Genomic DNA, 25,238 nt, shown 5'->3' with positions numbered 1-25,238 from the left:
AAGTTATAGATTTAGAAAATTACAATAAAAACTTAAAGTTTAATAATGAGAAAAGAAATAAGAGAAAAAGGTTGGAATGATTTAAAGACTAACGATAGCTGGGCAACCTTTAAAATATTATCTGAATTTGTAATGGGATTTGAACGCATGAGTCGTATCGGGCCATGTGTATCCATTTTTGGTAGTGCTAGATTAAAACCAGATAATGAATACTATCAACTAGCGACAGAGATTGCTGGTAAAATAGTGGATAATGGTTATGGAGTTATTACAGGTGGTGGACCTGGTATTATGGAGGCTGGTAATAAAGGTGCTCATCTAGCTGGTGGTACCTCTGTAGGTCTTAATATCGCATTGCCATTTGAGCAACATGATAACCCTTATATCGATCATGATAAGAGTCTTGATTTTGATTATTTCTTTGCTCGTAAAGTAATGTTTGTAAAATACTCTCAAGGTTTTGTTGTGATGCCAGGTGGTTTTGGCACCCTAGATGAGCTGTTTGAAGCAATTACATTAATTCAAACTAACAAAATAGGTAAATTCCCTATCATACTGGTAGGTACAGATTTCTGGAGTGGTTTACTAGACTGGATCAAATCTACTCTTGATAAAAAGTTCTTTACCATCTCGCCACAAGATATTGATTTACTACATGTAGTAGATACTAGTGACGAGGCTATTGAAATTATCAATGAGTTCTATTCTAAATACAGCCTGAGTCCTAATTTCTAGGGTTATTGCAATTAAAAGTTCAAGTCTTTGTTATATAAACAGGAAACTCCTGTGATATTTTATAACTAGACTTGAACTTCATTTTAAATTATTTTTTATTCTACCAAAAGCAAATCTTATACAGATTATGACTAAAAAGCTAGTTCTTCTTTTGCTTTTGTTTACTTGTGTCCTACACGCACAGTACAAAACAGACATTATCGCACATCTAGATAGCGATAAAGACTTGCTGTCTATAAATCAAGATCTAGAAATTTATAACGATAGCGATGCAGCCTGGGATTACATCATACTTCTAGATTGGGCAAATGCATTTTCTTCTACACAAACACCGCTTGCAACACGCTTTGCCGAAGATTTTAAAAACAAATTTCAGTTTGCAAATGATCAAGAGCGAGGTAGAACAACTATCACCACAGACTCTAACTTTGATCAACATTATCGCATCGAGCGACTAGATGGTCAACAAGATATTATAAAACTTTATTTTAAAGAGCCATTGCCACCAGGCGCTACTCGCAACATAGATTTAAATTATACGGTTAAAATACCAGAAGACGATTTTACCGGCTATGGAAAAAATTCTAAAGGAGAATACACTCTAAAACACTGGTATCTGCACCCTGCACCGTTTAAAGATGGAGCATGGGATTATTATTCTCATAAAGATCTAGATGATTTCTATGGCGCACCCATGGATTTTTCGATCTCTCTACACATACCAGCAACACATCGAGCGATAAGTAATATTACCACTGCACAAGAGGCGTTACCAGACACGCGTCATAGTTATTTATTTACAGCAAGCCATAATCGTGGTGTTATTCTTCATGTGCTCAACGACATCGATATTTTTAAAACCTACAGTGTACCAGGCATTAACATTATCACAGATATAGATGACAGCGATGTACCTCTAGAAATGAAAGTAATTTTTAACGATAGAATTGCTAGCTTTCTTCAGACTAGACTGGGTGATTATCGAGAAAAAGATGTCTTTGTATCCGACCGTTATTATCGAGAGAATCCAGTTTATGGGTTAAGTTCTTTACCTAGTTTTATAAATCCTTTTCCTGCCGGTTTTACTTATGAAATTAAAATGCTCAAAGCACTAACACGCAAATGGGTAGAAAACGGTGTACACGTTAATCCTAGAAAAGAAGCCTGGATACAACAATCTATCATGGTGTATTTAATGATGCAATACCAGCAACTTTACTATCCAGATCTTAAAATAAGTGGTAAACTTAGTAATGTATGGGGATTGAGAGGTTTTAATGTCACGCAACTCAAATTTAGCGAGAGTTATCCACTACTCTACCTTAACAGCGCAAGACGCAATCTGGACGAGGCTGTCAACACGCCTGCAGACCAGCTGGTAAAGTACAATCAGCAATTAGGAATACCTTTTAAAGCCGCCATAGGACTAAATTTCTTAAACGATTATCTAGAAGACAGCAGCCTAGAACAATCTATAAGAGATTATTACACCGCAAATCATAACGCTTACACAGACGTTTCTGATTTTAGAAAAATAGTGCAACAAGACGCTCCCAAAGATGTCAACTGGTTTTTTGACGACTACATCACTACCCATAAACAGCTGGACTGGACGATAAGAAACGTTCATAAAACCAAAGACTCCGTTTCATTCAGAATCAAGAATAAGTCGCAACTTAACATTCCTATTCCTGTCTATTTACTAGATAACAACAGCATTATAGATAAGAGATGGATAGAAGGTGTGAGAGGTGATAGTGTGATCTCGCTTTCGCGAAAGCGTGCTAACAGAATAGCCATAAACTATGAAAAACTCATAACCGAGTTTAATCCACGTGATAATTACAAGACCCTAAAGGGATTCCCTTCATTGAACCGTCCGTTAGAATTCCGTTTATTTAAAGATGTGGAAGATCCAGAACGTTCTCAAATATTTTTAATGCCCGATATAGAATTTAACATCTATGACGGTCTTACTCTAGGAACAAGATTTTACAATGGAAATCTATTACCTAAACCATTGCGATATAGCATTAAACCTGGATATGGGACTAACTCTAACAAGCTGGTGGGATCTATTAGTCTGAGCTATGCACATCCTGTTCAAAATCGAGAAGAAAGACTGTATCGTGTGAGGTATGGAGTGAGTGCAAATACCTTTTCTTATGCTGATGATCTATTGTACCGACGTGCGAGCGGCTTTTTACAATTTAGTTACCGTCCTGAAGATTTACGTAGTAATAAGATCCAGTCCTTAAGTTTTAGAAATATTTATGTAGACCGTGATCGAGACCCATTAAGCCCAGTAGACGAGCCAGATTACAACGTATTCAGCATAAATTTCTCACATTCTGATAATAATTTAAAACGCGTATTTAATTATAATATAGGAACAGAAATCTCTAGTAAATTTACTAAAGCAACATACAGATTGCGATGGCGAAAGTTATTTAAAAATAATAGACAACTAGATTTTAGAGTTTTTGCTGGTGCTTTTCTATCCAACAATAGCGCATCTAACGGCGATTTTTTCTCCTTTGCACTAGATAGACCTACAGACTATTTATTTGATTACAACTACTACGGTAGATCTGAGGATAGCGGTATATTCTCTCAACAATTAATCGTGGCCGAAGGTGGTTTTAAATCACAATTAGAACCAGCATTTGCAAATCAGTGGATTACCACGGTAAATGGATCGTACAGTTTATGGAATTATATTCATGTTTATGGAGACGTGGGGTTTGTAAAAAACAGAGATCGCGATGCAAAATTTGTCTATGATTCTGGAATACGTTTAAATTTTTTGCAAGATTATTTTGAGCTGTATTTCCCTGTTTACAGTAATAATGGCTGGGAAATGGGACAAGATAAATATGACGAAAAAATACGTTTTATAGTTACTCTAGACATTAACACTTTTGTAAAACTTTTTACCAGAAGGTGGTATTAGCTTTGCATTGCAACTCGCAGGTTAAAATTGTACCTTTGCGATAATGGAAAAAATGATGCAAAACTCAGTTAACGGACAGCAACAACTAGCTAGAAAAGACTTTAAAGAAGAACTAATTAGTGATTATAAGGTGGCGGTAACCAGTAGAGAATGTAGTCTCTTAGGTCGCCGAGAAGTTCTTACTGGAAAAGCTAAGTTTGGAATATTTGGTGATGGTAAAGAATTACCACAGCTCGCATGGGCAAGATCTTTTAAAAATGGAGATTTTAGAAGTGGTTATTATCGCGATCAGACTTTTATGATGGCGATAGGAGAACTTACTATAGAGCAATTTTTTGCTGGGCTTTATGCAAACACCGATATTAATGATGAGCCCATGAGTGCCGGTCGACAGATGGGTGGACACTTTGCTACGCATAGTTTAAATGAAGATGGAAGCTGGAAAAGACTGGTAGACCAGAAAAATTCTAGTGCAGACATCTCTCCTACAGCTGGGCAAATGCCTAGATTATTAGGCCTAGCACAAGCATCTAAAGTATATAGAAATAATGAACTTATTGCTACAGACAACGGTTTTTCTAATAAAGGAAACGAGGTTGCCTGGGGTACCATAGGTAATGCCAGTACAAGTGAAGGCCATTTCTGGGAGACATTTAATGCTGCCGGTGTTCTACAAGTACCTATGGTAATAAGTGTATGGGATGACGACTATGGAATCTCAGTACATGCAAAACACCAGACTACCAAAGAGAGTATAAGTAAAATACAAGCAGGTTTTCAAAGAGATGACCAGCATGATGGTTTTGAAATTATGGTGGTTAAGGGTTGGGATTATGTGGCTCTAGTAGACACTTATGAAAAAGCAAGCAAAATTTCAAGAGAAGAACACGTGCCGGTATTGATACACGTGGACGAACTTACACAACCACAAGGACACAGTACGAGTGGATCTCATGAGCGTTATAAAGATGAAGACCGTCTTAAATGGGAACGCGAGTATGACTGTAACGTTCAATTTAGAAAATGGTTGATCGATAATGATTTTGCGACAGAAGAAGAACTTTCTGAACTGGAAAAATCTATAAAAAAACAAGTTAGAGAAGGAAAAAAAGCTGCATGGAATGCTTATTTAAATCCTATTAATAGCGAGCGCGATGAGGCTGTAACTCTTATCAATGCTGTCGCAGATATTTCTTCTAATGGTGTGTTTATTAAACCACTGGCTCAAAACCTTAAAGCAGAAAAAGAACCGTACCGCAAAGATATCTTTGAGGCTGTAAGAAAAACTTTAAGATTTACTCTTCAAGAAAAGCACGACGCTATTACAGCTCTAAACAACTGGCTCACAGAAAATAAAAATAGAATACAAGAAAAATACAGCAGTAATTTACATAGTGAGTCTGTAAAAAGCGCCGTTAACGTAGAGACTGTTGCCCCTATTTATGACGAGACTAGTAAATATGTAGATGCAAGACTTATCATGCGTGATAACTTTGACGTATTATTTGCAACCCATCCAGAAATTATGGTTTTCGGTGAAGACGCCGGTCGTATAGGTGATGTAAATCAAGGTCTAGAAGGCATGCAAGAAAAGTATGGCGAGTTAAGAGTGGCAGATACTGGAATAAGAGAAGCTACCATACTAGGTCAAGGGATAGGACTAGCTATGCGTGGACTAAGACCTATAGCAGAGATTCAATACCTAGACTACTTACTTTACTGTTTACAATTAATGAGTGACGACCTCGCTACGGTACAATACCGTACAGCAGGTAAACAAAAATCTCCAGTAATTATAAGAACTAGAGGTCATAGACTAGAAGGTATATGGCACAGCGGCTCTCAAATGGGTGGAATTATTAATCTAGTGCGTGGTATTCATGTTTTAGTACCTAGAAACATGACCCAGGCAGCAGGCTTTTATAACACTCTTATAGCAAGCGATGAGCCTGCACTAGTTGTAGAGTGCCTTAACGGTTACCGATTAAAAGAAAAATTACCGGTTAATCTTGGAGAATTTAAAACACCTATAGGTAAAGTAGAAACTTTAAGAGAAGGAAAAGACATTACTCTAGTATCTTATGGTTCTACTTTGAGAATAGTGGATGAAGCAGCGATAGAATTAGAAAGAGCTGGTATAGATGTAGAAATTATCGATGTACAATCTCTTTTACCATTTGATTTAAATCATGAAATTCTAGAAAGCGTTAAGAAAACCAACAGAATATTAGTTATTGATGAAGATGTACCTGGTGGTGCTAGCTCCTACATATTACAAGAGATTGTAGATATACAAAATGCATGGCCACACCTAGATAGCAAACCGCAGTGTATCACCGCAAAACCACACAGACCAGCTTATGGAACAGATGGTGATTACTTCTCAAAACCTAGTGTAGACGATGTTTTTGAAAAAGTTTATGACATTATGAATGAAGTAAATCCAACTAAATTCCCTAAGCATAGCTAATTTATGGCTGTGAACGATAGACATATTTCCAGTAAATGGCGTCGCAAAATTCATGAAGTTATTTATGAAGCAGACACGCCTGGAGGAAAGATTTTTGATATTATACTCTTAGTTATTATCATAATCAGTCTTGTGCTGGTAATGATGGAAAGTGTCCCAGCCTATGGAAAAAAATATGCTGATGAATTTATTGTTGCAGAGTGGATCATTACCATATTCTTTACCATAGAATATATATTGAGAGTGATTTCTATAAATAAACCGGCTAAGTATATTTTTAGCTTTTATGGTATAATAGATTTACTATCTACTATACCACTTTACTTAACGTTCTTCTTCGGTGGACTTAACGCTCTACTAGCAGTGAGATCATTAAGATTGCTTAGAGTATTTAGAATATTAAAAGTAACTCGTTACATAGGAGAGGCAGATAAGCTTAGTAAAGCCATACGATCTAGTGGCCCTAAGATTGCCGTTTTTCTATTTGCTGTACTGGTAGTTTCTATAATTATGGGAACCCTCATGTATCTAGTAGAAGGTCCTGAGAGTGGTTTTGTAAGCATACCAGTATCTATTTACTGGTGTATAGTAACATTAACCACGGTAGGTTTTGGTGACATTGCACCTGTAACACCTTTAGGACAGTTTCTTGCCACTTTAATCATGATTATGGGTTATGGAATCATAGCTGTTCCTACAGGAATAGTGAGTGCAGAATATTCACAGAGTAAAAAAGAAAATAATAGACTAAAAGAAGATCCTGAATACAGACACGTAAACACTCAAATTTGTCAAAATTGTCACTCTAAAAAGCATCAAGACGGTGCTGCTTTCTGTCATAAATGTGGATACCCATTAGATGAATAACAAGACTCTACTATGTATCGTAGGCCCTACTGGAATAGGAAAGACTGCTTTGAGTATCGCTTTCGCGAAAGCGTACAACACATCCATCATATCGTCAGACTCCAGACAGTTTTATAAAGAAATGACCATAGGAACTGCTGTCCCAGAACCAGAAGAACTGGCAGCTGCAACTCACTATTTTATTCAGGATAGAAGTATTCTGGATGATTATTCTGTAGGAGATTTTGAAAGAGATGTAATGGATCTATTACCAACTCTTTTTGAGAAAAATGATGTCGTTGTTATGGTAGGTGGTAGTGCACTTTATGAAAAGGCAGTTACTCATGGACTAGATATATTTCCTGATGTTTCCATAGAGATTCAAGATTTCTTGAGAGAAGAATTTGAGATTAAAGGAATTACCTGGTTACAAAAAGAATTAGAACACATAGATCCAGAGTATTACAGCACGGTAGATATTCACAATGCTCATAGATTACTTAGAGCCGTAGGAATATATCGCGCTAGCGGCAAAAAAATGAGTGACTTAAGATCTGGAACTGCTCAACAACGAGATTTTAAAGTCATAAAAATAGGACTCGAGGCCAGTCGTGAAGATCTTTATGATCGCATAAATCGTCGTGTGGACATCATGTTAGAGAGAGGACTTGAAGAAGAAGCTCGCCAACTTATAGCCCACCAAGAACTTAATGCTTTACAAACTGTAGGTTATAAAGAATTTTTTGGGTTCTTTAATAAAGAGCATGGTTATGAAGAAGCGGTGCGATTAATAAAACGCAATACTCGTAGATTTGCAAAACGTCAATTAACCTGGTATCGCAAGGATATCTCTGTAAAATGGTATCATTACAAAACTCGCCATACAGAAATTGTAGAGCGAGTTAATGTTTTACTTATGAGAAACAATCTTAATTAATAATCTACTTGATCTTTAACTAACAAACGGAAACCTTCTCCATGTATGTTAACGATCTCTACATTATCATCTTCTTTAAGATATTTACGCAACTTTGCTATATAAACATCCATAGATCTAGACGTAAAGTAATTATCATCTCTCCATATTTTTGTTAATGCTAGTTCTCTAGGCATTAGATCGTTAAGGTGCAGTGCAAGTAAACGTAATAATTCATTCTCCTTAGGGGAGAGTTTTACAGGTTCATTTTCACCAACTGATAAGAATCTTAATTTAGAATTCAAATGGAAACTACCTATTTGAAATTCAAATTCTTTTGAATCTGCTAGACTATCTTGTCCTTTACGCTGCATGATTGCTCTTATCTTCATAAGTAGCACTTCACTATCAAAAGGCTTGTTAAGATAGTCATCTGCTCCTACTTTATAACCTCTTAATACATCTTCTTTCATCGCCTTTGCGGTTAAGAAAATGATAGGTACTTCTTCATTTTTTTCTCTAATCTCTTTTGCAAGTGTAAAACCATCTTTATATGGCATCATTACATCAAGAATACATAGATCATAGTTATCTTTCTTAAATTTTTCAAACCCTTCCATACCGTTTTTAGCATGTGTAACATCAAAGTCATTCATTAAAAGATAATCTTTTAATACAGTTCCAAAATTTGGGTCATCTTCTACAAGAAGTATTTTTTTATTCTCAGTTTCCATAAGTAATTAATTTAAATTATGTTATTACAGGTAAATGAATACTAAATGTACTACCCTTACCTTTTGTGCTCTCCACATGGATTTCTCCATTACAATCGTCTAAAATTCTTTTTGAATAAGCTAGACCTAGACCGTGTCCTTTTACATTGTGAATATCTCCAGTATGTTCTCTAAAAAACTTTTGAAATACTTTACGTTGCGCTTGCTTACTCATTCCTATTCCTTGATCTCTTATTTTGATTACAAGCTTATCTTTTACATTTTCTGTAAATACATCTATAATAGGACTGCCCTCTGTGTATTTGATAGCATTCTCTAAAACGTTTACTATAACATTAGTAATATGACTCTCGTTAACTAGAACCTCTGTTCTCAAAGCTCCAAAATGAGTTTTTACCACACCACCTCTTTCTTCTAGTATCAATTGAATATGGGAGATAGCGTCTATCATGATATCATCCATATCATGACGTTCTTTATCTATGTTTAAATTATCTTTCTCTAGTTTAGAAATGCGCAAGACATTCTCTACCTGACTGTGCATGCGCTTATTTTCTTCACGTATCATTCTATGGTAGTTTGCTACTTTCTCAGGGTCTGAAGATATTTTAGGATGCTTTAAGGAATCTAGAGCTAAATTAATGGTAGCTATAGGTGTCTTAAACTCATGCGTCATGTTATTTATAAAATCTGTTTTTATTTGAGATATTTGTCTTTGCTTATAAATTTGTTTAATGGCGTTAGAATAAGCTACAACTATTACTGTGGTGAATATAAGAGACAATAAAGCCATACCTGTAATAGAAGAAAGAATGTAAATTTTTCTATCTGGCATACTTATGTACAACTCATAAGGCTCTGTATCTAAATTACTATTCTTATAAATAGAATAAGCCCATGTACCACTAGGAATAAAATCAAAGTCATCTGACTGTATACGTGTAGCAAATCCATCTTGATAGATAGCAAACTCAAAATCGGTCTTTATAGATCGATTTACTAACTCTTCTTTAATAATAGACTGTAATTCTTCTATACTTACACGTTGAGAAATAGGAAGTAAGCTATTATAATTACTTATAATTTCAGCATCTAGTTCCTTTTTATATTTATCTAACTGCGATAACTCTTTAAGGGTTTTCTTTTTCTTTATAGAATCAGAGCCTTTAATTAACGAGCTCTTTTTATTGAGAAGTTGATTAAAAGTAAGACTATCTAGATCTAGATCCAATAATTGAGGATTCAACTTATAGTTCTCATTTATTAAACTATTACTGTATGCAGACCTTTCATCTAGATTTTGATTGCGCTGGATAAGCATTAATTCACTTATGGTTCTAGAATCTGGCTGCACACCTAGACTATCTCTAATATGATCTAAAACATTATATACTTTTTCTACCTCACGGTTATCCAGTTCTGAAGATACAGAAACTAGCGTCTGACTAACCGCAAATGAAAATTGATCTTCCTTATCATTAACACTATTAACAATCCAGTACAACTGGACCATAACAATACCTGCTAGGGATAAGCTCATCAAAGCTATTAATGAATATAAAACTCGTTTCTGCACAGTGCAAATTTAACATATAGCCAAAGTGTTAAAAACTCTTTAACCATATATTAACTTTGTAAAATTAACAATCGTCTCTAATTTTTTAACAAAACATCGTGAATACTTCTCACAAAACCCTTTAATTTTTGAAGATCTTCATTTACTATAACAAAATCACTTAATATTATTCTTTGAGAATCAGACCATTGTTTACTCATCCTCAATCTCACCTCTTTTTCAGACACTTTATCTCGAGCCATTACTCTGCGATATCTTTCTTTTAAAGATGCAGTTACTAAAATAACATGATCGCAAAATTCATTTCCATTAGTCTCAAATAATATAGCAGCTTCATAAATTACATAGGGAGCTTTTTGTTCTTTTATCCAGGTATCAAAATAGTGTCTAACAGCAGGATGAAGTATCTTATTTAAAGATTTTAATAATTCTGGATCATTAAAAACCTTTGAAGCTATGAATTTTTTATTAGGTACTAATTCCCCTTTATTATCAGTGTAATAAGATCTTTCTCCTAGCATAGTTGTAACAGCGTCTATAACGGTTTCATCGGTAGCAAGTAGCATTTTAGAAACATTGTCTGCTATAAAAAGGGGTATATTTAGTTTTTCAAATTCCTTTGCTACTGTAGTTTTACCACTACCTATACCACCTGTTAACCCTATTATCTTCATTTACTTAATAGTTAGAACTTGAATTTGTTTAGGAGAAATACGAGAAGAAACCATATTTGGATTCATTAATTTCACCTCCGGAATTATTGCTGTATTAAGATCATTTACCTGTTTATAATCAACTATTACCCTAACGTCACTATCTTTTATCTTATCAAAATGAGCTATCGGAGTAGAATAAACCACAGTCACTTTTTCAGGTATAAGCTTAATCTCTGCATCGATAGGTGCATTAATTAAATGCACATAAGATTCTACACTACCTTCTGTCATCTCAGTAGCGACTATAGATAGGGTAACATGAGCATTATTAAATCTCAAGTCGGGATATGATTCATTAAGATTCACATTGATAGAAGTTATAGAATCCTTAACCATTATTGGTTCACCGCTTACTTTTATTTCTTTAAGAGCAGCTACTGCAGCGTCATTTCCAGTTACGGTAACACTGTCTACTGTAAAAGCAGGATCTTTTATAGCTACATAATTTGAACTATATTCAATTTTTAAATTATTAACGAGAGGCACTCTTTTAGAATCAAACCGTTTCATATCAATAGAAATCTCTTGATCTTCAATATTAAGAATCTCATAAGAAATCTCTTTAGAACGTTTCATGTTTTTTAAACTCCTGGATGGATTAAAAAACAAGGAATCATTTCTACTATATGTATTTTTCTTAAAGTCTAGAAGCAGACTATGTCCAAAAGTTTTTTCCCATATAAGAGTAAACCCACTAGCACTTATCTCAATAGGAATTTTCAATTCATTAACTGTAGAACTTATAACTACATCTTCTGGTACATTTATAAAACTAACATTAAATTCTATCTCTTCCTTATAAACATCTTTATACTTTGATATAAACCACAAACTAGCCACAGCGATAACAACTAGTGGAAAACCTATATATTTTTTATACCTCATTCTCGTCTATTAATTGAAAAAAAGTTTTGGAAACGCTTTTCTCTCATCTACACCTAAAACATAAATCTTAAACCAAGAATATAGAAAACCAGTGCCGTAACCTACTAGCTGAATCATAGCTGCTATAGTCGCCCCTAAACCTACTTTTAATCCATTTTTAATACTTGCATGTATAAAAATAGCTACTATATAAATGAAATACAAAAATATAGGTAAACCATACCCTAATATGCTTAAGATTAAAGAAATAATAAAAAACAAACTAAATAAGGTAGGAAACCAATAGGTTATTTTTCTAGTCTCTGGATGCCATTTATTCAAGATTACCCTCACTTTACCAAATTTATTTACCTGCCTATAAAATAATTTCCATGAGATACGTCTTTCATGATAGACGTAAGCATCCTTAATTAAGACCGTTTTAAAACCTTTATTCCATAATCTAATACTTAAATCTGGATCTTCACCAGGATGAATCTTACCAAAACCTCCCGTGGCAATAAATGCCTTTTTACTTATTCCCATGTTAAAGCTGCGAGGCTGGAATTTACCTAGCTGCTCTCCTCCACCTCTTATACCACCAGTGGTAAGAAAAGAAGTCATTGAATAATTTATAGATTTTTGTAAATCAGTAAATGTATCATGCGCGGCATCAGGACCTCCAAAACAGTCTACATAATTTTGCTTTAAATACCTATCCACATTCTTTAAATAATCTTCTGGAAGTATACAATCGCTGTCTAGAATTAAGAAATAATCTCCTACAGCATTACGCATGCCATAATTTCTAGAATCTCCTGGGCCAGAATTAGATTTAAAAAGATAGTTGATGTTTACGCTTTCGCGAAAGCGAGAACAAACAGCCTCACTACTCAAAGTAGAACCATCTTCTATAACAACCACCTCAAATTTATCGTCAAATTTTAAAACAGAAATACTATGGAGAAGTTTTTCAATCTCGTCTGGCCTATTGAAAACAGGAATAATAATAGAGTAGTAAATAGCGTTCACGCTGTCAAAAATAGTCAATAAAAAAAGGCCATTCTGTAAAGAGTGACCTTTTTATTTTATATGACTGGAAGTCCCGCCCTAGAATAATGATGTACACAGACACAAGTGTAATAAAAACTACTGAAAAGACTGGATATGTAAAAGCTGCAAAAAGGTTTACTTAATTTCTTTTAAACTTGAAGATATCCATGAAAAAAAACATGGATCACTTAAAAGAGTTGAAGCTTAAGAGAAATATGGTATTTAAATGAGCTCAACTTTGTGCTTATAGTTAAAAAATATGGCAACTTTAATTTGGTTTATCTGTAATCATCAGCTCCATACCACCTTCCTTATAATTACTTAACCAGCGCTCTAAAATATAATATGGACAAAGACACTATCTGCTGCTTCCTGGCGAGTCTTAAATTTCCCATTCTTTATTAATAAGAAACTCTTCAACCGCTTTTCCTTCTTAAGACTGGTCTTTTTACCGAAGAGTGTTTTGAGTTCGATAATTGATTTTTTGATATCTGAATATGCCGTTTTTTACGTATATAAATACATACGACATTATATAAATACCTTAGAATAAGTTAATCGTAGTAAAAGAATGATTAAAATAATTATTACTTAATTACTATCGACAGCTGTTTTGTGGTAGAGCATTCAAACTTGCAATAACAAGCATTACATGCATAGACAAATTAATTATAAGCCGTGATCTACTGCAATTATTTATATAGTTTTAAATAGACTTATGTTAATTAAAAAAAAGGATCACCGTTAAGTGACCCTTTTTAAATAATTTTTATTGAGAACTATTCCTTTATAAACCTAACAGTTTCTGTTGTTGTATCGCTTATCATTTCAATTAGATACATACCAGAAGGTAATTCTTGAACATTAATTTCTGCTCTGTTTTCTACTTCTCTAGACCTCACTATTTGTCCCATGAGATTATAAATAATCAGCTTTTTAAGAGAAGCATCAGTTTGCACATAAAGTATAGAAGATACTGGGTTAGGATAAATTGTAAATTCCGTTTTTTCAAAATCGTTATTACCAGCAGTACCATCTATTTCAAATACACCAACATGGAAGTCATAATCCTCAGTGTCAGCTATATCTCCGTCACTAGCCATGAACGCAAATTGAACTGTACCGGTATAAGATGACAGATCAAAAGTTAAGTTAGTACCTGTAACATCTGGTTGATTTGCGAGATTCCACGTCATCAAAGAAGTCCATGTAATCCCGCTATCTGTTGTTATTAATAAATCTACTTGATCATCAGAACCCATAGAATCCGTATCTGTAGCAGTTGAAACACCTGTAAAAGAATAATTAGTTACAGCTACTTCTACAGTTAACACATCATTGCTTGAACCAGACATATCAAATTGCTCTGAGATCAACCATTCTCTGTCTATGTTTTGCCATAGATTTATAGTATTAGAAGGCACAGCAACACCTGCTGTATTTTCATAAGAACCAGTTCTCCAGTCTGAAGTTCCTAATCCTATAGGCCCGTCTACTATCTCGCCATCTATAGCCTCATTCCAACATTGATTAGGTGCATTCATCATAAAATCTGTAACATATGGATATTGAGTAACAACACCACATAAAGTCGTAAAAGTAATCGGTCCCACCCAGCTTGAAAAATCACCAGCTCCACAATCAGCTCTTACATATAAATCATAAGTAGATTGTGGTGATAGTCCAGAGATCGCTTGAGGATTTGTAGAAGTAAGATTTTCATAAATCGCACCTGTTGTACCTTGCGGGATAGTTGTAGGTTGCACTTCAACTTGCCAAACTGTCGCATCACTTAAGGAAGACCACGAAGCACTTGCTGAAGTAGCATCTATTGTATCAATTACCACGCTAGTAGGCTCTAAACAAGAAGGTGGTGCTCCACAAGTATATTCTGCAACCCAACCAGCTCTTGTAATAGAACCATCAGAACTAAAACGTATGGTTATTGCCCCATCAGGATTAGTTGCTCTAAAAGTAGCAGGGTCTTCTAAATCATTTGAAAACGCAGTGGCTGTAACATCTACACCATCAAATACTTCTAAAGTATCGCAACAATTTTCTACTTCAACTGAGGTAAAGTTTAAGGTTACTACATCGCCTACATTTTCTGGAAAATAAGTAATTGTATAATCCTCATTATTTTGATAATTATCGGTTAAAGCACCAGTATCATAAATCATATCTCCACAAGCAGCAGTAGTTGCAAAATTTAAAGGTCCTATATAAACACTTGTCCCAGTACCACAGTCAGCTCGTACGTAAAAATCATAAGATGTAGCTATAGAAAGCCCTGTAGCAAGATAGGAATTAGTAGTGACTACGTCAGTTGGAATGCCAGTAGGAGTTGTTCCTGCAAGAACAATCTCTACATCCCAAGAAGCCTCACCACTTCCACCAGAAATCCATGATAACTGTGCAGATTCAAAGGTTACATTTGCCACAGTTAAATCAGAAGGCTCTAAACAAGAAGGTGGTGCTCCACAAGTATATTCTGCAACCCAACCTGCTCTTGTAACAGAAACATCAGAATTAAAACGTATGGTTATTGCCCCATCAGGGTTAGTTGCTCTGAAAGTAGCAGGCTCTTCTAAATCATTTGAAAACGCAGTGGCTGTGACATCTACACCATCAAATACTTCTAAAGTATCACAACAATTTTCTAAATCAACTGAGGTAAAATTTAAGGTCACTACATCACCTACATTTTCTGGAAAATAAGTAATTGTATAATCCTCATTATTTTGATAATTACCAGTTGAAGAACCAGTATCATAAATTGTATCTCCACAATCTGCTGGTGTTGATATACTATCACAAACCGACGTAGATCTGTCTGTTGAAGAACAAACTGCAGTTACACAAATATCATACGAAGTACCTGATGAAAGACCTGTTAATGTAAAAGGGTTAGAAGTAGCATTAACTAAAGTATTAACACCTAAATCTGTAGTGTATTCTATTTCCCATTCTGTTTCAGTACCACCATTAGACCACGAGATATCTATACTGTTTTGCTCTATATTAGAAAAAGCTATTGCCGAGACATCTAGACAGGATTGTAACGTAGTTGCTGTAAAAGGACCTGCCCAATCACTGAAGTCACCCATTCCACAATCTATTTTTATGTAAAAGTCATAAGAAGTATTTGAAGCAAGGCTGTTTACTGAAGCAAATGGTGCTGAGGAAGCAAGAATAGAAGTCCCACCTGCTCCTTGCGCATATGGTGAAGGCCCGTATTCAATTTCATAATTAGTAGAAAGATTTCCATTTACATCCCACGTAAACTGTATAGTGTCTTCTGTCTCAGAAATAAGATTAAAAGCACTAGGTGTTGGGCAGGAGTCTGTAGTTGTAAAATTTAAAGGTCCTTGATTACTACTTATATCACCCATTCCACAGTCAGCTCTCACATATACATCATAAGATGTACTGGCAGATAATCCATTTATAATCCAAGGATTTGTAGTTGCGTTATCTATGGTACCTGAACCTGGTACAAAACCTACTGGCCCATACTCTACCTCCCATGCTGTTTCTGCACCGGTTGCCGTCCATCCTATCTGTGCTCCTGCAGCCGTGAAATTATCAGCGGTTAATGAGGAAACCATAAAACATGTAGGACAATTTGCTGTGTCTACATAGATATCCATCATAGACTCTTGATTTGCAGGAGAGGCATAAACCTCTATACCTTCTGAATCTATAAATCTAAAGCTACCATCTCCTGAGAAGAATGGTGCTCGATAATCGATATCGATTGCATCACCATCATTAACTGTTATGGTATAATTTTCTACAGCTGGCTCACCGCTAACTGCTGCTGGATCCATAATCAAATAAGTTGTTGTCGTTCCTGCTATTGTCACGTCAACTCCTGCATTTGCGTTCAGGTTGTCACCTGAGTCCCATTCACTTCCAAAATTATCGGTAAGTTCTAACGTATAATCACATTGTGCCACTGACACAGTTGTTATTAAAGACATTAATAATAAAAGTAGTTTTGTTTTCATTTAGGTTTGTTTTGGATTAGATAATTGCGTGCTAATGTAATGATTTTCAATTGTTATTAACAATAATTTAATAAAATAATTGCATTTTCATAGCTGTTTATTGATTTTATCCGCTTTCGCGAAAGCGATAAAACAGAAAAAGCCTTATCCACAGATAAGGCTTTTAATTATTTAAAATGAATTTCTTTTATTTAGAACTTTTCAATTACTTCTTGACTAACTCCAGTATTAGAAAATCCTCCATCATGGAAAAGGTTTTGCATGGTAACTTTTTTAGTGTAGTCAGAAAATAGAGTCATGGTATACTCAGCACAATCTTGTGCAGTAGCATTACCTAACGGACTCATCTTTTCGGCATAGTTTATAAAACCATCAAAGCCTTTAACCCCACTACCGGCTGTTGTAGGTGTAGGTGATTGAGAGATGGTATTTACTCGCACTTTTTTATCTTTACCAAAGAAATAACCGAAACTACGTGCAATAGATTCTAGATAGGCCTTATTATCTGCCATATCGTTGTAATCTGGGAAAGTACGTTGTGCAGCCATATAAGTTAAAGCTACGATACTACCCCATTCATTCATAGCGTCATTCTTATGTAACGTTTGCATTACTTTATGAAAGGAAACAGCGCTAACGTCCCATCCTTTTTCAGTGTACTTGTAGTTTTGATCTGTGTATAGATTTCCTTTACGCACGTTTACGCTCATACCTATGGAGTGAAGGACAAAGTCTAATTTACCTCCTAAAATCTCTACAGACTTTTTTACTAAGTTTTCAAGATCTTCAATACTTGTCGCATCTGCAGGAATTATTTCACTACCTGTTTTTTCGGCGAGTTCTTTAATTTGCCCCATACGCATAGCAACTGGTGCATTAGTGAGTACAAAGGTAGCTCCTTCATCATGAGCTAATTGAGCTGTTTTCCATGCGATAGAGTTTTCATCTAGAGCACCAAATATTATTCCTCTTTTTCCTTTTAATAAATTGTAAGCCATAATTCTTGATTAGGCAGCAAATATAAAACTAATTGAGTAGCGCACGAGCATTTTCTCTTGCAGCATCAGAAATAGTCCCACCACTTAACATCTGGGCTATTTCTTCTAGTCTCTCCTCTTCATTAAGTCGTTGAATAGTGCTTACTGTCTTATTGTTTGCTGTTATTTTTTTAACGATTAAATGATCATTTCCTGATGCAGCAATTTGTGGCAAATGGGTGATAGCCATTACCTGCATTCCTGTACTCATAGATTTCATAATAACTGCCATCATAGTAGCTATAGAACCACTGACACCGGTATCAATCTCATCAAATATTATAGTAGGTAATTTTTTGCATCTTGCGAGTATAGATTTAATAGCTAACATTAACCTGGACAACTCTCCTCCAGACGCTGCTTTATCTAACGACAATAGCTGAGAACCTTTATTTGCAGTAAAAAGAAATTGTATTTGATCTATCCCTGTTTGCCCAAAGGCACCTAGCGGTGTTATATCTACTTTAAATTGAGCATCTGGCATGCCTAACGCCTTTACTACACTCAAAACTTCTTTTTCTAGAGCTGTTTTGTACTGACTTCTTTCCTTAGATATTTTAGATCCTAATTTTGTTAGACTTACTTGAGCATCATTTAATTTCTTTTCTTGCTGTTGTATCTTTTTATCAAGACCTTGTGAAATAAAGACTTTATCTGCAAGCTCATCTCTAAGCTCTTTTAAAGAATCTACTGTATCTACTTGGTGCTTTCTATACAGATCTTCTAATAACCGTATAGAATTATTAATTTGAAGTAAACGTTCTGGATCTGCTTCTATCTTATCGGCCTCTAGAGAAGATTCTTGATATATATCTTCTAGCTCTAAAAGAACTGAAGAAAGTCGTTCCTTTAAAGAAGAATACACCTTAGAGAATTCACTTATTTTAGAAAAATTATTTTGTAAATGCCTTAATTGATCTAACATTCCTAGATCGTCTTGAGAAATTGTGTTGTTAAATTCTGTAAAAACTTCAGTAATACTCTCTACATTACTCAACTGCTCATTCTCTTCTTCTAGCGCTTTTTGATCTAATTGATCTAAGCCAGCCTCTTCTAATTCTGATAGTAAAAAATTATTGTAATCTAAGTCTTTAGATAACTGAGCTTCCTGACCTTGTAATTTTTTGAGTTCTTTCTTTGCATTATTGTAAACAAGTAATTCATCCTTATAACTATTGAATAGTTGGGATGCAGGCTTTTTTGAGTCTTTAGTGTTTTCTATAAGAAAAGCATTTAAGACCTCTATTTGAAAAGTATCTTTAGAAAGTTGCAATGTCTGGTGCTGGGAATGAATATCTATAAGACGCTTACCTATAGTATTCATAACAGAAAGTGTCACAGGAGTGTCGTTGATAAACGCTCTACTTTTACCAGAAGGTAGAATCTCTCTGCGCAAAAAACTCAAGTTTTCATAATCCAGATCTGCTGCTTCAAATAAAGTATTGAGCTCTAAATCAGAAATATCAAACTGGGCTTCTACAACACATTTACGTGAGGTGTCTCTTATGGCGCTTAAATCTGCACGGTTACCTAATATCAATCCTAATGCACCTAATAAAATTGATTTACCAGCACCAGTTTCACCGGTAATCATGGTAAGCCCATTTTTAAGATCTAATTCTAGTGAATCGATCAGTGCAAAATTCTCTATTTGAATATGTTTAAGCAATTTGTTTACAGCTATTTGAGCAGTTAAAGAACTACCAGTTTATAAAACATAAATCTAGGCAAAAAGAGGGACGTAAAAAAGAAGTTACACCTTAATATTGCGCCATTTTGAAGACTGATTAGGTGCAAGTTTTTGCAGGGAGGTTTTTATATCCCTTATATCTACAGCCGGTCCAGAAGAGTAAATACTCAATATCTCGTCTGCCTTTGCATCAAAGAATGTACGCTGTAACAAACTGTTAGGTCGGCGACTATGTAATTCTTCAAATTGCATGATGTACTTCTTTAATGTAATTTTACCACTCTTAGAGTCTTTAGAAAAAGTATCTAACCCATTTAAATGGTAATCATACATTACGTTTCTATATTCTTTATAAGTATCTGAAAGGATGTCGTCATTAAGCCTAAATCTACTAAGCAGCCCATCACTTGCTTTCCACCCAGCGACTCCTTGCGAGCCCTGGGCTAGACTTACTATAGTCTGCGCTTGCTCGTGAAATTGCTGCCCACCTCTTTGTTCAAAGGTATCAGCATCTATACCTAGTGTCGTATAAGCGTAAAAAGAAATAAGCGATATTAAGTTATTCTCAAATTGATTTGCATTATAAAAAAAGGGTGCATATTCAACATATTCAAAGGCGATATCGTTATCCTTAAAATTAAATATGGGAGTCGTATAAGAAGAGTTATAAACTGGTCTAGAAACAGATATTTGAAAATTGCCACTAAATCTGTCGTTATCATAATTAGTAACAACAAAAACTAGAGAAGCATTAATTTTTTCAATGTCCTTAAATTTTTGATCTGTCCATTTTGTATTATTTAAAAACTCTTGAATTGAAGTTTCTAAAGTAGTAAAAATAGTTTGATCGGGCTGTGCAACATTCTGCGCATTTACCTTTACAGTAAAATTAAGTTCTTGAGCATTTACAGTTGACACTGCACAAAATAAAACAAGAAAACTATAAAATCCTTTTAATAATTTCATCTACGATATCTTTTGCTACTTCGGTTTTCAGTTTTGTCTCATATCTTGAAACATTTTTATTCTTATCTATAATCGCAATTTTATTAGTATCTACTCCAAAACCAGCACCTTTATCCCGCGTAGAATTTAATACTAGTAAATCAGTTTGTTTCTTTTCCGCTTTCGCGAAAGCGTGTTCTAATTCATTTTCTGTTTCTAAAGCAAAACCTACTAAAAATGGTTTTTTCACCATAGCTCCTACACTAGCTAAAATATCCGGATTCTTGACTAACTCTATAGTTAACGTATTAGACTTCTTTTTTATTTTTTGATCAACAGGGTTTTTAGGTCTATAATCTGCAACCGCAGCACTAAATATTGCGACATCTGTAGTAGCAACGATAGAATGTACTGCATCGTACATTTGTTGCGCACTTTTTACGTCTATTCTGTCTATGAGTTCATGATCTGTCTTAACATGACTGGGTCCCATAATTAATTTTACTGACGCGCCTCGATTTGCTAATTCTAGCGCTATGGCAGCCCCCATTTTACCACTACTATAATTGCCTATAAAACGCACAGGATCGATAGACTCGTATGTCGGGCCGGCGGTAATTAGGCAAACTTTATCTTTTAATGGTAATTTATTAGAAATGTCTTTTTCAACAAAACTAAGTATCTCTCCAGGCTCTGCCATGCGGCCTTTACCAGATAACCCACTAGCTAGTTCTCCATCACCTGCAGGAATCATGAGATTACCATAGACGTTGAGTTGATCAAAATTGCATTGTGTAGATGGGTGTTTATACATGTCCAGATCCATTGCTGGAGCATAATAAACAGGACATTTTGCACTACAGTAGACTGCTAGTAATAAATTATCTATAGTCCCGTTCACCATTTTACTCATGGTATTTGCGGTAGCAGGTGCTATAATCATTAAGTCAGCCCAGAGCCCTAATTCTACATGATTATTCCAGGTATCATTATCGTCTTCTTGATTTGTAAAATGACTTAAAACAGGATTTTTAGAGAGTGTAGATAAGGTAAGTGGTGTCACAAACTCTCTTGCAGCTGGTGTCATAACCACCTTAACAGCAGCGCCCGCTTTTACAAGCAGGCGCACTAGATAAGTAGCTTTATAAGCGGCTATACCACCGGTTACACCTAGCAATACATTTTTACCACTTAATACAGACATAATTATTTGTAAATTATCCTTGAGTAACGCTTGTATCTCTAAAGTAGATTTTCCCTTCTAACCATTCTTCAACTGCGATAGCAGCAGGTTTAGGTAAGCGTTCATAAAATTTAGAAACCTCAATTTGTTCTTTATTTTCAAAGACTTCTTCTAGAGAGTCGTTATAAGTAGCAAATTCTTCTAGTTTTTCAACAAGTTCTTCTCTTACATCTGTATTGATCTGTTCAGCACGTTTTGCGATAATAGAAATCGCCTCATACATATTACCTGTAGGAGCAGTTAATGCATCACGGTTATAAGTAATAGTCGTGTTAGGAGCTGTTAGGTTTTTAGTATCCATTGTTATATTTTACTTGTATTCTTAGAATTATAATCCTCTATTTTAGCGAGTATATCGTCAGCATTTTCTTTATACTCACTATTAGGATAACGTTGTGCAAAGGTATCATAATATTTCTTAGCGAGAGCCAGTCTTTCTGGAACTAAGTTAGAAAAACTATTCATAGCATATTCATATTGAGATTCTAGCAAATAATATTGAGCATCATCTTGATATTCTGAACCTGGATGATCTAGTATAAAATTCTCAAACGCACTTATTGCCGATATATAACCGCCTCTAAAGTTACCGAAATGATGGTACTGTTTTGCCGTCTCATATGCTTTTCTATCTAACTTAGACCTCAATTCATCTACCAGTACGTTCGTTTCCTCAGCAAACTGACCAGAAGGATAAAGGTTAACATACTCCTGTAGTTTAGTGAGCGCTATATTTGTGTTCTTTTGGTCTTTTGAATATACAGGAGACATGTGATAATGACTCTTTGCAGCCATAAATAAAGCAAGTTGTGCATTAGGATTTGCTGGGTGAGATTGTATAAAACGCTCATATTGATAAGCGCTATTCACATAATCTTTATCTTCATATAAAGCTTTGGCATACTTAATAGCCATAGGCGCAGCACTGTCTGTACCACGATAAACCGGTATAATTTGCTCAAAAAGCATTAAACTTTTCCCGAACTTACCTTTTGCAAACAATGTGTCTATCATGGCTACTTTTACAGCATTATCTTCTGACTTAAGAGCTTTTTGATAAGAACTACAACTAGCCAGGCTTATGGCTACAATTACTACTACAACAAGGTTTTTCATACTTAACTTTAATGGGCTGCAAATGTAACTTTTTCTATGGAAAAAGAAAGCCCGTTCACACTGCTTAACTTAATGATTTTAATTCTCGTATTGGTCTAAAAAAGATTTTAATCTTGAACTTAGGTCTTTATCTGCTTTTATTAACGGTAATCTTACACCGTCATCGCATAAACCTAGATGATGTAATAATGTTTTTATTCCAGAAGGATTACCTTGTTCAAAAATCATATCTATGCTAGCCGCTATTTTATAATGCAATTCATAAGACTCTCCTACATCTCCATTTAAGGAATAACGTATCATATCAGAAAAATCTTGTGCCATAGCCTGACCTATTACTGATATTACACCGGCACCTCCTGCTAGTGTCATTGCATTTGCTATCATATCATCTCCAGATATCACAAGAAAATCTTTGGGAGTATATTGAATCATATTCATAGCTTGCACCAGATCACCTGCAGCCTCTTTTATAGCAACTACGTTGTCAAATTGAGATAATCTAACTACGGTTTCTACAGCCATATTAGAACCTGTTCTTCCTGGGACATTATACAAAATAACCGGCAAAGGACTAGCCTCAGACACAGCTTTGAAATGTTGAAAAATTCCTTCTTGAGTAGGCTTATTATATGCCGGCGACACAGATAAAATCGCTACAAAACTTTCTAAATTTGCAGTTTTTAACTCATTAACTACCACAGCAGTGTCATTACCGCCTATTCCTAGAACTAAAGGTAAACGTCCATCATTTGCATTTTTAATGGTTTTAATGACTTCTTGCTTCTCTTCTTTAGAAAGGGTTACACTTTCTCCTGTAGTACCTAGAACCACTAAATAATCTACACCATTATCTATTTGATGGTTAACAATACGGGACAACGCCTCGTGATCTATCGCTCCTTGAGCATTAAAAGGTGTTACTAGCGCAACACCGGTGCCTATTAAATCTTGCATGTTAATTATTAAGAATTTTTAAATATTTTGCAATTTCCGAGATAAAAAGTTCTTGATTAGTTAATGGAACGTTAACTGCAAGATCATATGAACACTCTTCATGAAAAGCATACCCTACTTTAAAACCACTATTTAACTTTAAAGACACATACCTGGTCATTAAACTAGGAGATTCAAAATGGTTAATTTGTAAATCATAAGACGCACTCAAGATCTTTTTAAAATCTACTGATGATATACCGCCACTCCATTTAATAAGGTTTTTATCAAACAAAACAGCTCCCTCTAGATTATCGTTATTTGCGTCTTTAGTAAAACCTAGAAGCGTTAAATTCTCTACAGGAATCTGTAAAGTTACGGCCCACTTTTTAAAAATCTGTATATCAGATATTTGATTTGCATCAAAAACTATAACAAGCGTTTTAGGCCAGTGTTGCTTGCGTTCTCTGCAACTATTTTCTAATTTATGGAACTCTTTACGTAACCATCGCTTTTTTAAAACGTCAAAAATCATGTACTTTTACTACTTATTCTATTACACAAAAGTAGCACAATAGCACGAAGCTTTATGAAAAAAAATAAGTTAGTAAACAGTAAGGTGGTATTTAATCATTCCGCTTTCGCGAAAGCGGTATTACTATCCACCATCTTACTAGTTTCTTGCAGCCAGAAAATATATGAGCTTAAAAAAGTCTCAGGAAATCAAACAGCCGTAGACGCAACTCTAGAAAGTACTGAAGAAATCGAGGCTTTTATTGCCCCTTTCAAAAAGTCTCTAGACGGACAAATGAACGAGCAGATAAGCTACAACCCTACTTCAATGCACAAGAACGACTATAAGCTTAACACTCCTATAGGAAATATGATGGCAGCTATAGTTAGAACACAAGGAGAACCTGTGTATTATTCTAGAACCGGCAAGAGATTAGACATGGTATTACTTAATCACGGTGGTATACGATCTGGTCTTAACGCGGGCCCAGTAACTATGCGTAGCGCATATGAAATAATGCCATTTGATAACGAGATTGTTATTGCAGAATTAAGTGGTAAACAGGTTCATGAATTGATTAATTACCTGGTAGAACGTAAAAGTGCACACCCTATAGATGGCTTACAGATTTTATTAAATAAAGACCACTCCATCAACAAGGTTCTCATTAATAAAAAACCTATAGACAACTATAAAACATATACCGTAGCTACTAACGATTATTTATATAACGGTGGCGACAACATGAGTTTCTTTAAGGATACCCCTATGACTAAAATAGATTATAAAATAAGAAATGCTCTAATTGATTATTTTAAAAAGGTAGACACGTTAAATTTTAAGAGAGATAATAGGTTTGATATCCTAAAATAATTTTAGCCTAA

General features: G+C 34.9%; 20 protein-coding genes. 6 read left to right on the top strand and 14 right to left on the bottom strand.

Annotated features, from left to right (window positions below):
- Nucleotides 1–45: 45 nt before the first annotated feature.
- The 5 genes from Q0838_RS07300 (at nt 46) to miaA (ending at nt 7,941) form a co-directional block, all read left to right on the top strand.
- The gene (locus Q0838_RS07300; protein ID WP_298952877.1) at nt 46–735 is read left to right on the top strand and encodes a TIGR00730 family Rossman fold protein; all 690 of its coding nucleotides are present in this window, start codon (nt 46–48) and stop codon (nt 733–735) included.
- A 127-nt stretch (nt 736–862) separates the two neighbouring features.
- Entirely contained in the window at nt 863–3,688 is a 2,826-nt protein-coding gene (locus Q0838_RS07295) for an aminopeptidase (protein ID WP_298952875.1), read from the top strand.
- Between the two features lie 55 nt (nt 3,689–3,743).
- Nucleotides 3,744–6,158 (top strand): thiamine pyrophosphate-dependent enzyme, encoded by a 2,415-nt coding sequence (locus tag Q0838_RS07290; RefSeq protein WP_298952873.1) that lies wholly within the window; start codon nt 3,744–3,746, stop codon nt 6,156–6,158.
- Between the two features lie 3 nt (nt 6,159–6,161).
- Entirely contained in the window at nt 6,162–7,025 is an 864-nt protein-coding gene (locus Q0838_RS07285; protein WP_298952871.1) for an ion transporter, read from the top strand.
- Entirely contained in the window at nt 7,018–7,941 is a 924-nt protein-coding gene (gene miaA, locus Q0838_RS07280) for a tRNA (adenosine(37)-N6)-dimethylallyltransferase MiaA (protein WP_298952870.1), read from the top strand. Before Q0838_RS07285 ends, miaA begins: the two co-directional genes overlap by 8 nt.
- Here the strand turns inward: miaA and Q0838_RS07275 are convergent.
- The 14 genes from Q0838_RS07275 to Q0838_RS07210 form a co-directional block, all read right to left on the bottom strand.
- Nucleotides 7,938–8,654 carry a response regulator transcription factor gene (locus tag Q0838_RS07275; protein ID WP_298952868.1) on the bottom strand — a complete coding sequence of 239 codons (717 nt, stop codon included), beginning with the start codon at nt 8,652–8,654 and terminating at the stop codon, nt 7,938–7,940. The genes miaA and Q0838_RS07275 overlap by 4 nt on opposite strands.
- 16 nt (nt 8,655–8,670) lie before the next feature.
- Nucleotides 8,671–10,194: a HAMP domain-containing sensor histidine kinase gene (locus Q0838_RS07270; RefSeq protein WP_298952866.1), complete on the bottom strand. Its 1,524-nt coding sequence runs from the start codon at nt 10,192–10,194 to the stop codon at nt 8,671–8,673.
- A gap of 113 nt (nt 10,195–10,307) precedes the next feature.
- Nucleotides 10,308–10,904: a dephospho-CoA kinase gene (coaE, locus tag Q0838_RS07265; protein ID WP_298952864.1), complete on the bottom strand. Its 597-nt coding sequence runs from the start codon at nt 10,902–10,904 to the stop codon at nt 10,308–10,310.
- Nucleotides 10,905–11,831, bottom strand: a complete 927-nt coding sequence (locus Q0838_RS07260) for a hypothetical protein (protein ID WP_298952862.1) — start codon at nt 11,829–11,831, stop codon at nt 10,905–10,907.
- 9 nt (nt 11,832–11,840) lie between these two features.
- Nucleotides 11,841–12,833: a glycosyltransferase gene (locus Q0838_RS07255; RefSeq protein WP_298952919.1), complete on the bottom strand. Its 993-nt coding sequence runs from the start codon at nt 12,831–12,833 to the stop codon at nt 11,841–11,843.
- Nucleotides 12,834–13,642: 809 nt separating this feature from the next.
- Entirely contained in the window at nt 13,643–16,873 is a 3,231-nt protein-coding gene (locus tag Q0838_RS07250) for a fibronectin type III domain-containing protein (protein WP_298952860.1), read from the bottom strand.
- Between the two features lie 191 nt (nt 16,874–17,064).
- Entirely contained in the window at nt 17,065–17,871 is an 807-nt protein-coding gene (locus tag Q0838_RS07245; protein ID WP_298952858.1) for an SDR family oxidoreductase, read from the bottom strand.
- A 28-nt stretch (nt 17,872–17,899) separates the two neighbouring features.
- A complete protein-coding gene (recN, locus tag Q0838_RS07240; protein ID WP_298952857.1) occupies nt 17,900–19,579 on the bottom strand; it encodes a DNA repair protein RecN in 1,680 nt (559 codons plus the stop codon).
- An 84-nt stretch (nt 19,580–19,663) separates the two neighbouring features.
- A complete protein-coding gene (locus tag Q0838_RS07235; protein WP_298952855.1) occupies nt 19,664–20,566 on the bottom strand; it encodes a DUF4835 family protein in 903 nt (300 codons plus the stop codon).
- Entirely contained in the window at nt 20,541–21,749 is a 1,209-nt protein-coding gene (coaBC, locus tag Q0838_RS07230; RefSeq protein WP_298952853.1) for a bifunctional phosphopantothenoylcysteine decarboxylase/phosphopantothenate--cysteine ligase CoaBC, read from the bottom strand. The genes Q0838_RS07235 and coaBC overlap by 26 nt, the downstream gene beginning before the upstream one ends.
- 13 nt (nt 21,750–21,762) lie before the next feature.
- Nucleotides 21,763–22,089 (bottom strand): DNA-directed RNA polymerase subunit omega, encoded by a 327-nt coding sequence (locus tag Q0838_RS07225; RefSeq protein ID WP_298952852.1) that lies wholly within the window; start codon nt 22,087–22,089, stop codon nt 21,763–21,765.
- A gap of 2 nt (nt 22,090–22,091) precedes the next feature.
- A complete protein-coding gene (bamD, locus tag Q0838_RS07220) occupies nt 22,092–22,904 on the bottom strand; it encodes an outer membrane protein assembly factor BamD (RefSeq protein WP_298952850.1) in 813 nt (270 codons plus the stop codon).
- Between the two features lie 78 nt (nt 22,905–22,982).
- On the bottom strand, nt 22,983–23,861 hold the full coding sequence (gene dapA / locus Q0838_RS07215; RefSeq protein WP_298952847.1) for a 4-hydroxy-tetrahydrodipicolinate synthase: 879 nt from the start codon (nt 23,859–23,861) through the stop codon (nt 22,983–22,985).
- Between the two features lies 1 nt (nt 23,862).
- Nucleotides 23,863–24,375, bottom strand: coding sequence for a hypothetical protein (locus Q0838_RS07210; RefSeq protein WP_298952845.1), 513 nt, complete (start codon nt 24,373–24,375; stop codon nt 23,863–23,865).
- Nucleotides 24,376–24,429: 54 nt separating this feature from the next.
- Between Q0838_RS07210 and Q0838_RS07205 the strand changes: the two genes are divergently transcribed.
- The gene (locus Q0838_RS07205; protein WP_298952843.1) at nt 24,430–25,227 is read left to right on the top strand and encodes a 5'-nucleotidase; all 798 of its coding nucleotides are present in this window, start codon (nt 24,430–24,432) and stop codon (nt 25,225–25,227) included.
- The last annotated feature ends 11 nt before the right edge of the window (nt 25,228–25,238 follow it).

Source organism: uncultured Nonlabens sp. (assembly GCF_947495285.1).
Taxonomy (GTDB): Bacteria; Bacteroidota; Bacteroidia; order Flavobacteriales; family Flavobacteriaceae; genus Nonlabens.
Note: the sequence above shows the minus strand (reverse complement) of the source record. Positions and strands in the feature narration are given on the sequence as shown.

Bases quoted from the DNA above. Each gene is read 5' to 3' on its own strand.
- Q0838_RS07205 (WP_298952843.1), top strand. From the start codon at position 24,430: ATGAAAAAAAATAAGTTAGTAAACAGTAAGGTGGTATTTAATCATTCC.
- miaA (WP_298952870.1), top strand. From the start codon at position 7,018: ATGAATAACAAGACTCTACTATGTATCGTAGGCCCTACTGGAATAGGA.
- Q0838_RS07300 (WP_298952877.1), top strand. From the start codon at position 46: ATGAGAAAAGAAATAAGAGAAAAAGGTTGGAATGATTTAAAGACTAAC.
- Q0838_RS07275 (WP_298952868.1), bottom strand. From the start codon at position 8,654: ATGGAAACTGAGAATAAAAAAATACTTCTTGTAGAAGATGACCCAAAT.
- Q0838_RS07260 (WP_298952862.1), bottom strand. From the start codon at position 11,831: ATGAGGTATAAAAAATATATAGGTTTTCCACTAGTTGTTATCGCTGTG.
- Q0838_RS07250 (WP_298952860.1), bottom strand. From the start codon at position 16,873: ATGAAAACAAAACTACTTTTATTATTAATGTCTTTAATAACAACTGTG.
- coaBC (WP_298952853.1), bottom strand. From the start codon at position 21,749: ATGTCTGTATTAAGTGGTAAAAATGTATTGCTAGGTGTAACCGGTGGT.
- Q0838_RS07235 (WP_298952855.1), bottom strand. From the start codon at position 20,566: ATGAAATTATTAAAAGGATTTTATAGTTTTCTTGTTTTATTTTGTGCA.
- Q0838_RS07285 (WP_298952871.1), top strand. From the start codon at position 6,162: ATGGCTGTGAACGATAGACATATTTCCAGTAAATGGCGTCGCAAAATT.
- Q0838_RS07290 (WP_298952873.1), top strand. From the start codon at position 3,744: ATGCAAAACTCAGTTAACGGACAGCAACAACTAGCTAGAAAAGACTTT.
- Q0838_RS07270 (WP_298952866.1), bottom strand. From the start codon at position 10,194: ATGAGCTTATCCCTAGCAGGTATTGTTATGGTCCAGTTGTACTGGATT.
- coaE (WP_298952864.1), bottom strand. From the start codon at position 10,904: ATGAAGATAATAGGGTTAACAGGTGGTATAGGTAGTGGTAAAACTACA.
- dapA (WP_298952847.1), bottom strand. From the start codon at position 23,861: ATGCAAGATTTAATAGGCACCGGTGTTGCGCTAGTAACACCTTTTAAT.
- Q0838_RS07295 (WP_298952875.1), top strand. From the start codon at position 863: ATGACTAAAAAGCTAGTTCTTCTTTTGCTTTTGTTTACTTGTGTCCTA.
- Q0838_RS07210 (WP_298952845.1), bottom strand. From the start codon at position 24,375: ATGATTTTTGACGTTTTAAAAAAGCGATGGTTACGTAAAGAGTTCCAT.
- Q0838_RS07225 (WP_298952852.1), bottom strand. From the start codon at position 22,089: ATGGATACTAAAAACCTAACAGCTCCTAACACGACTATTACTTATAAC.
- bamD (WP_298952850.1), bottom strand. From the start codon at position 22,904: ATGAAAAACCTTGTTGTAGTAGTAATTGTAGCCATAAGCCTGGCTAGT.
- Q0838_RS07245 (WP_298952858.1), bottom strand. From the start codon at position 17,871: ATGGCTTACAATTTATTAAAAGGAAAAAGAGGAATAATATTTGGTGCT.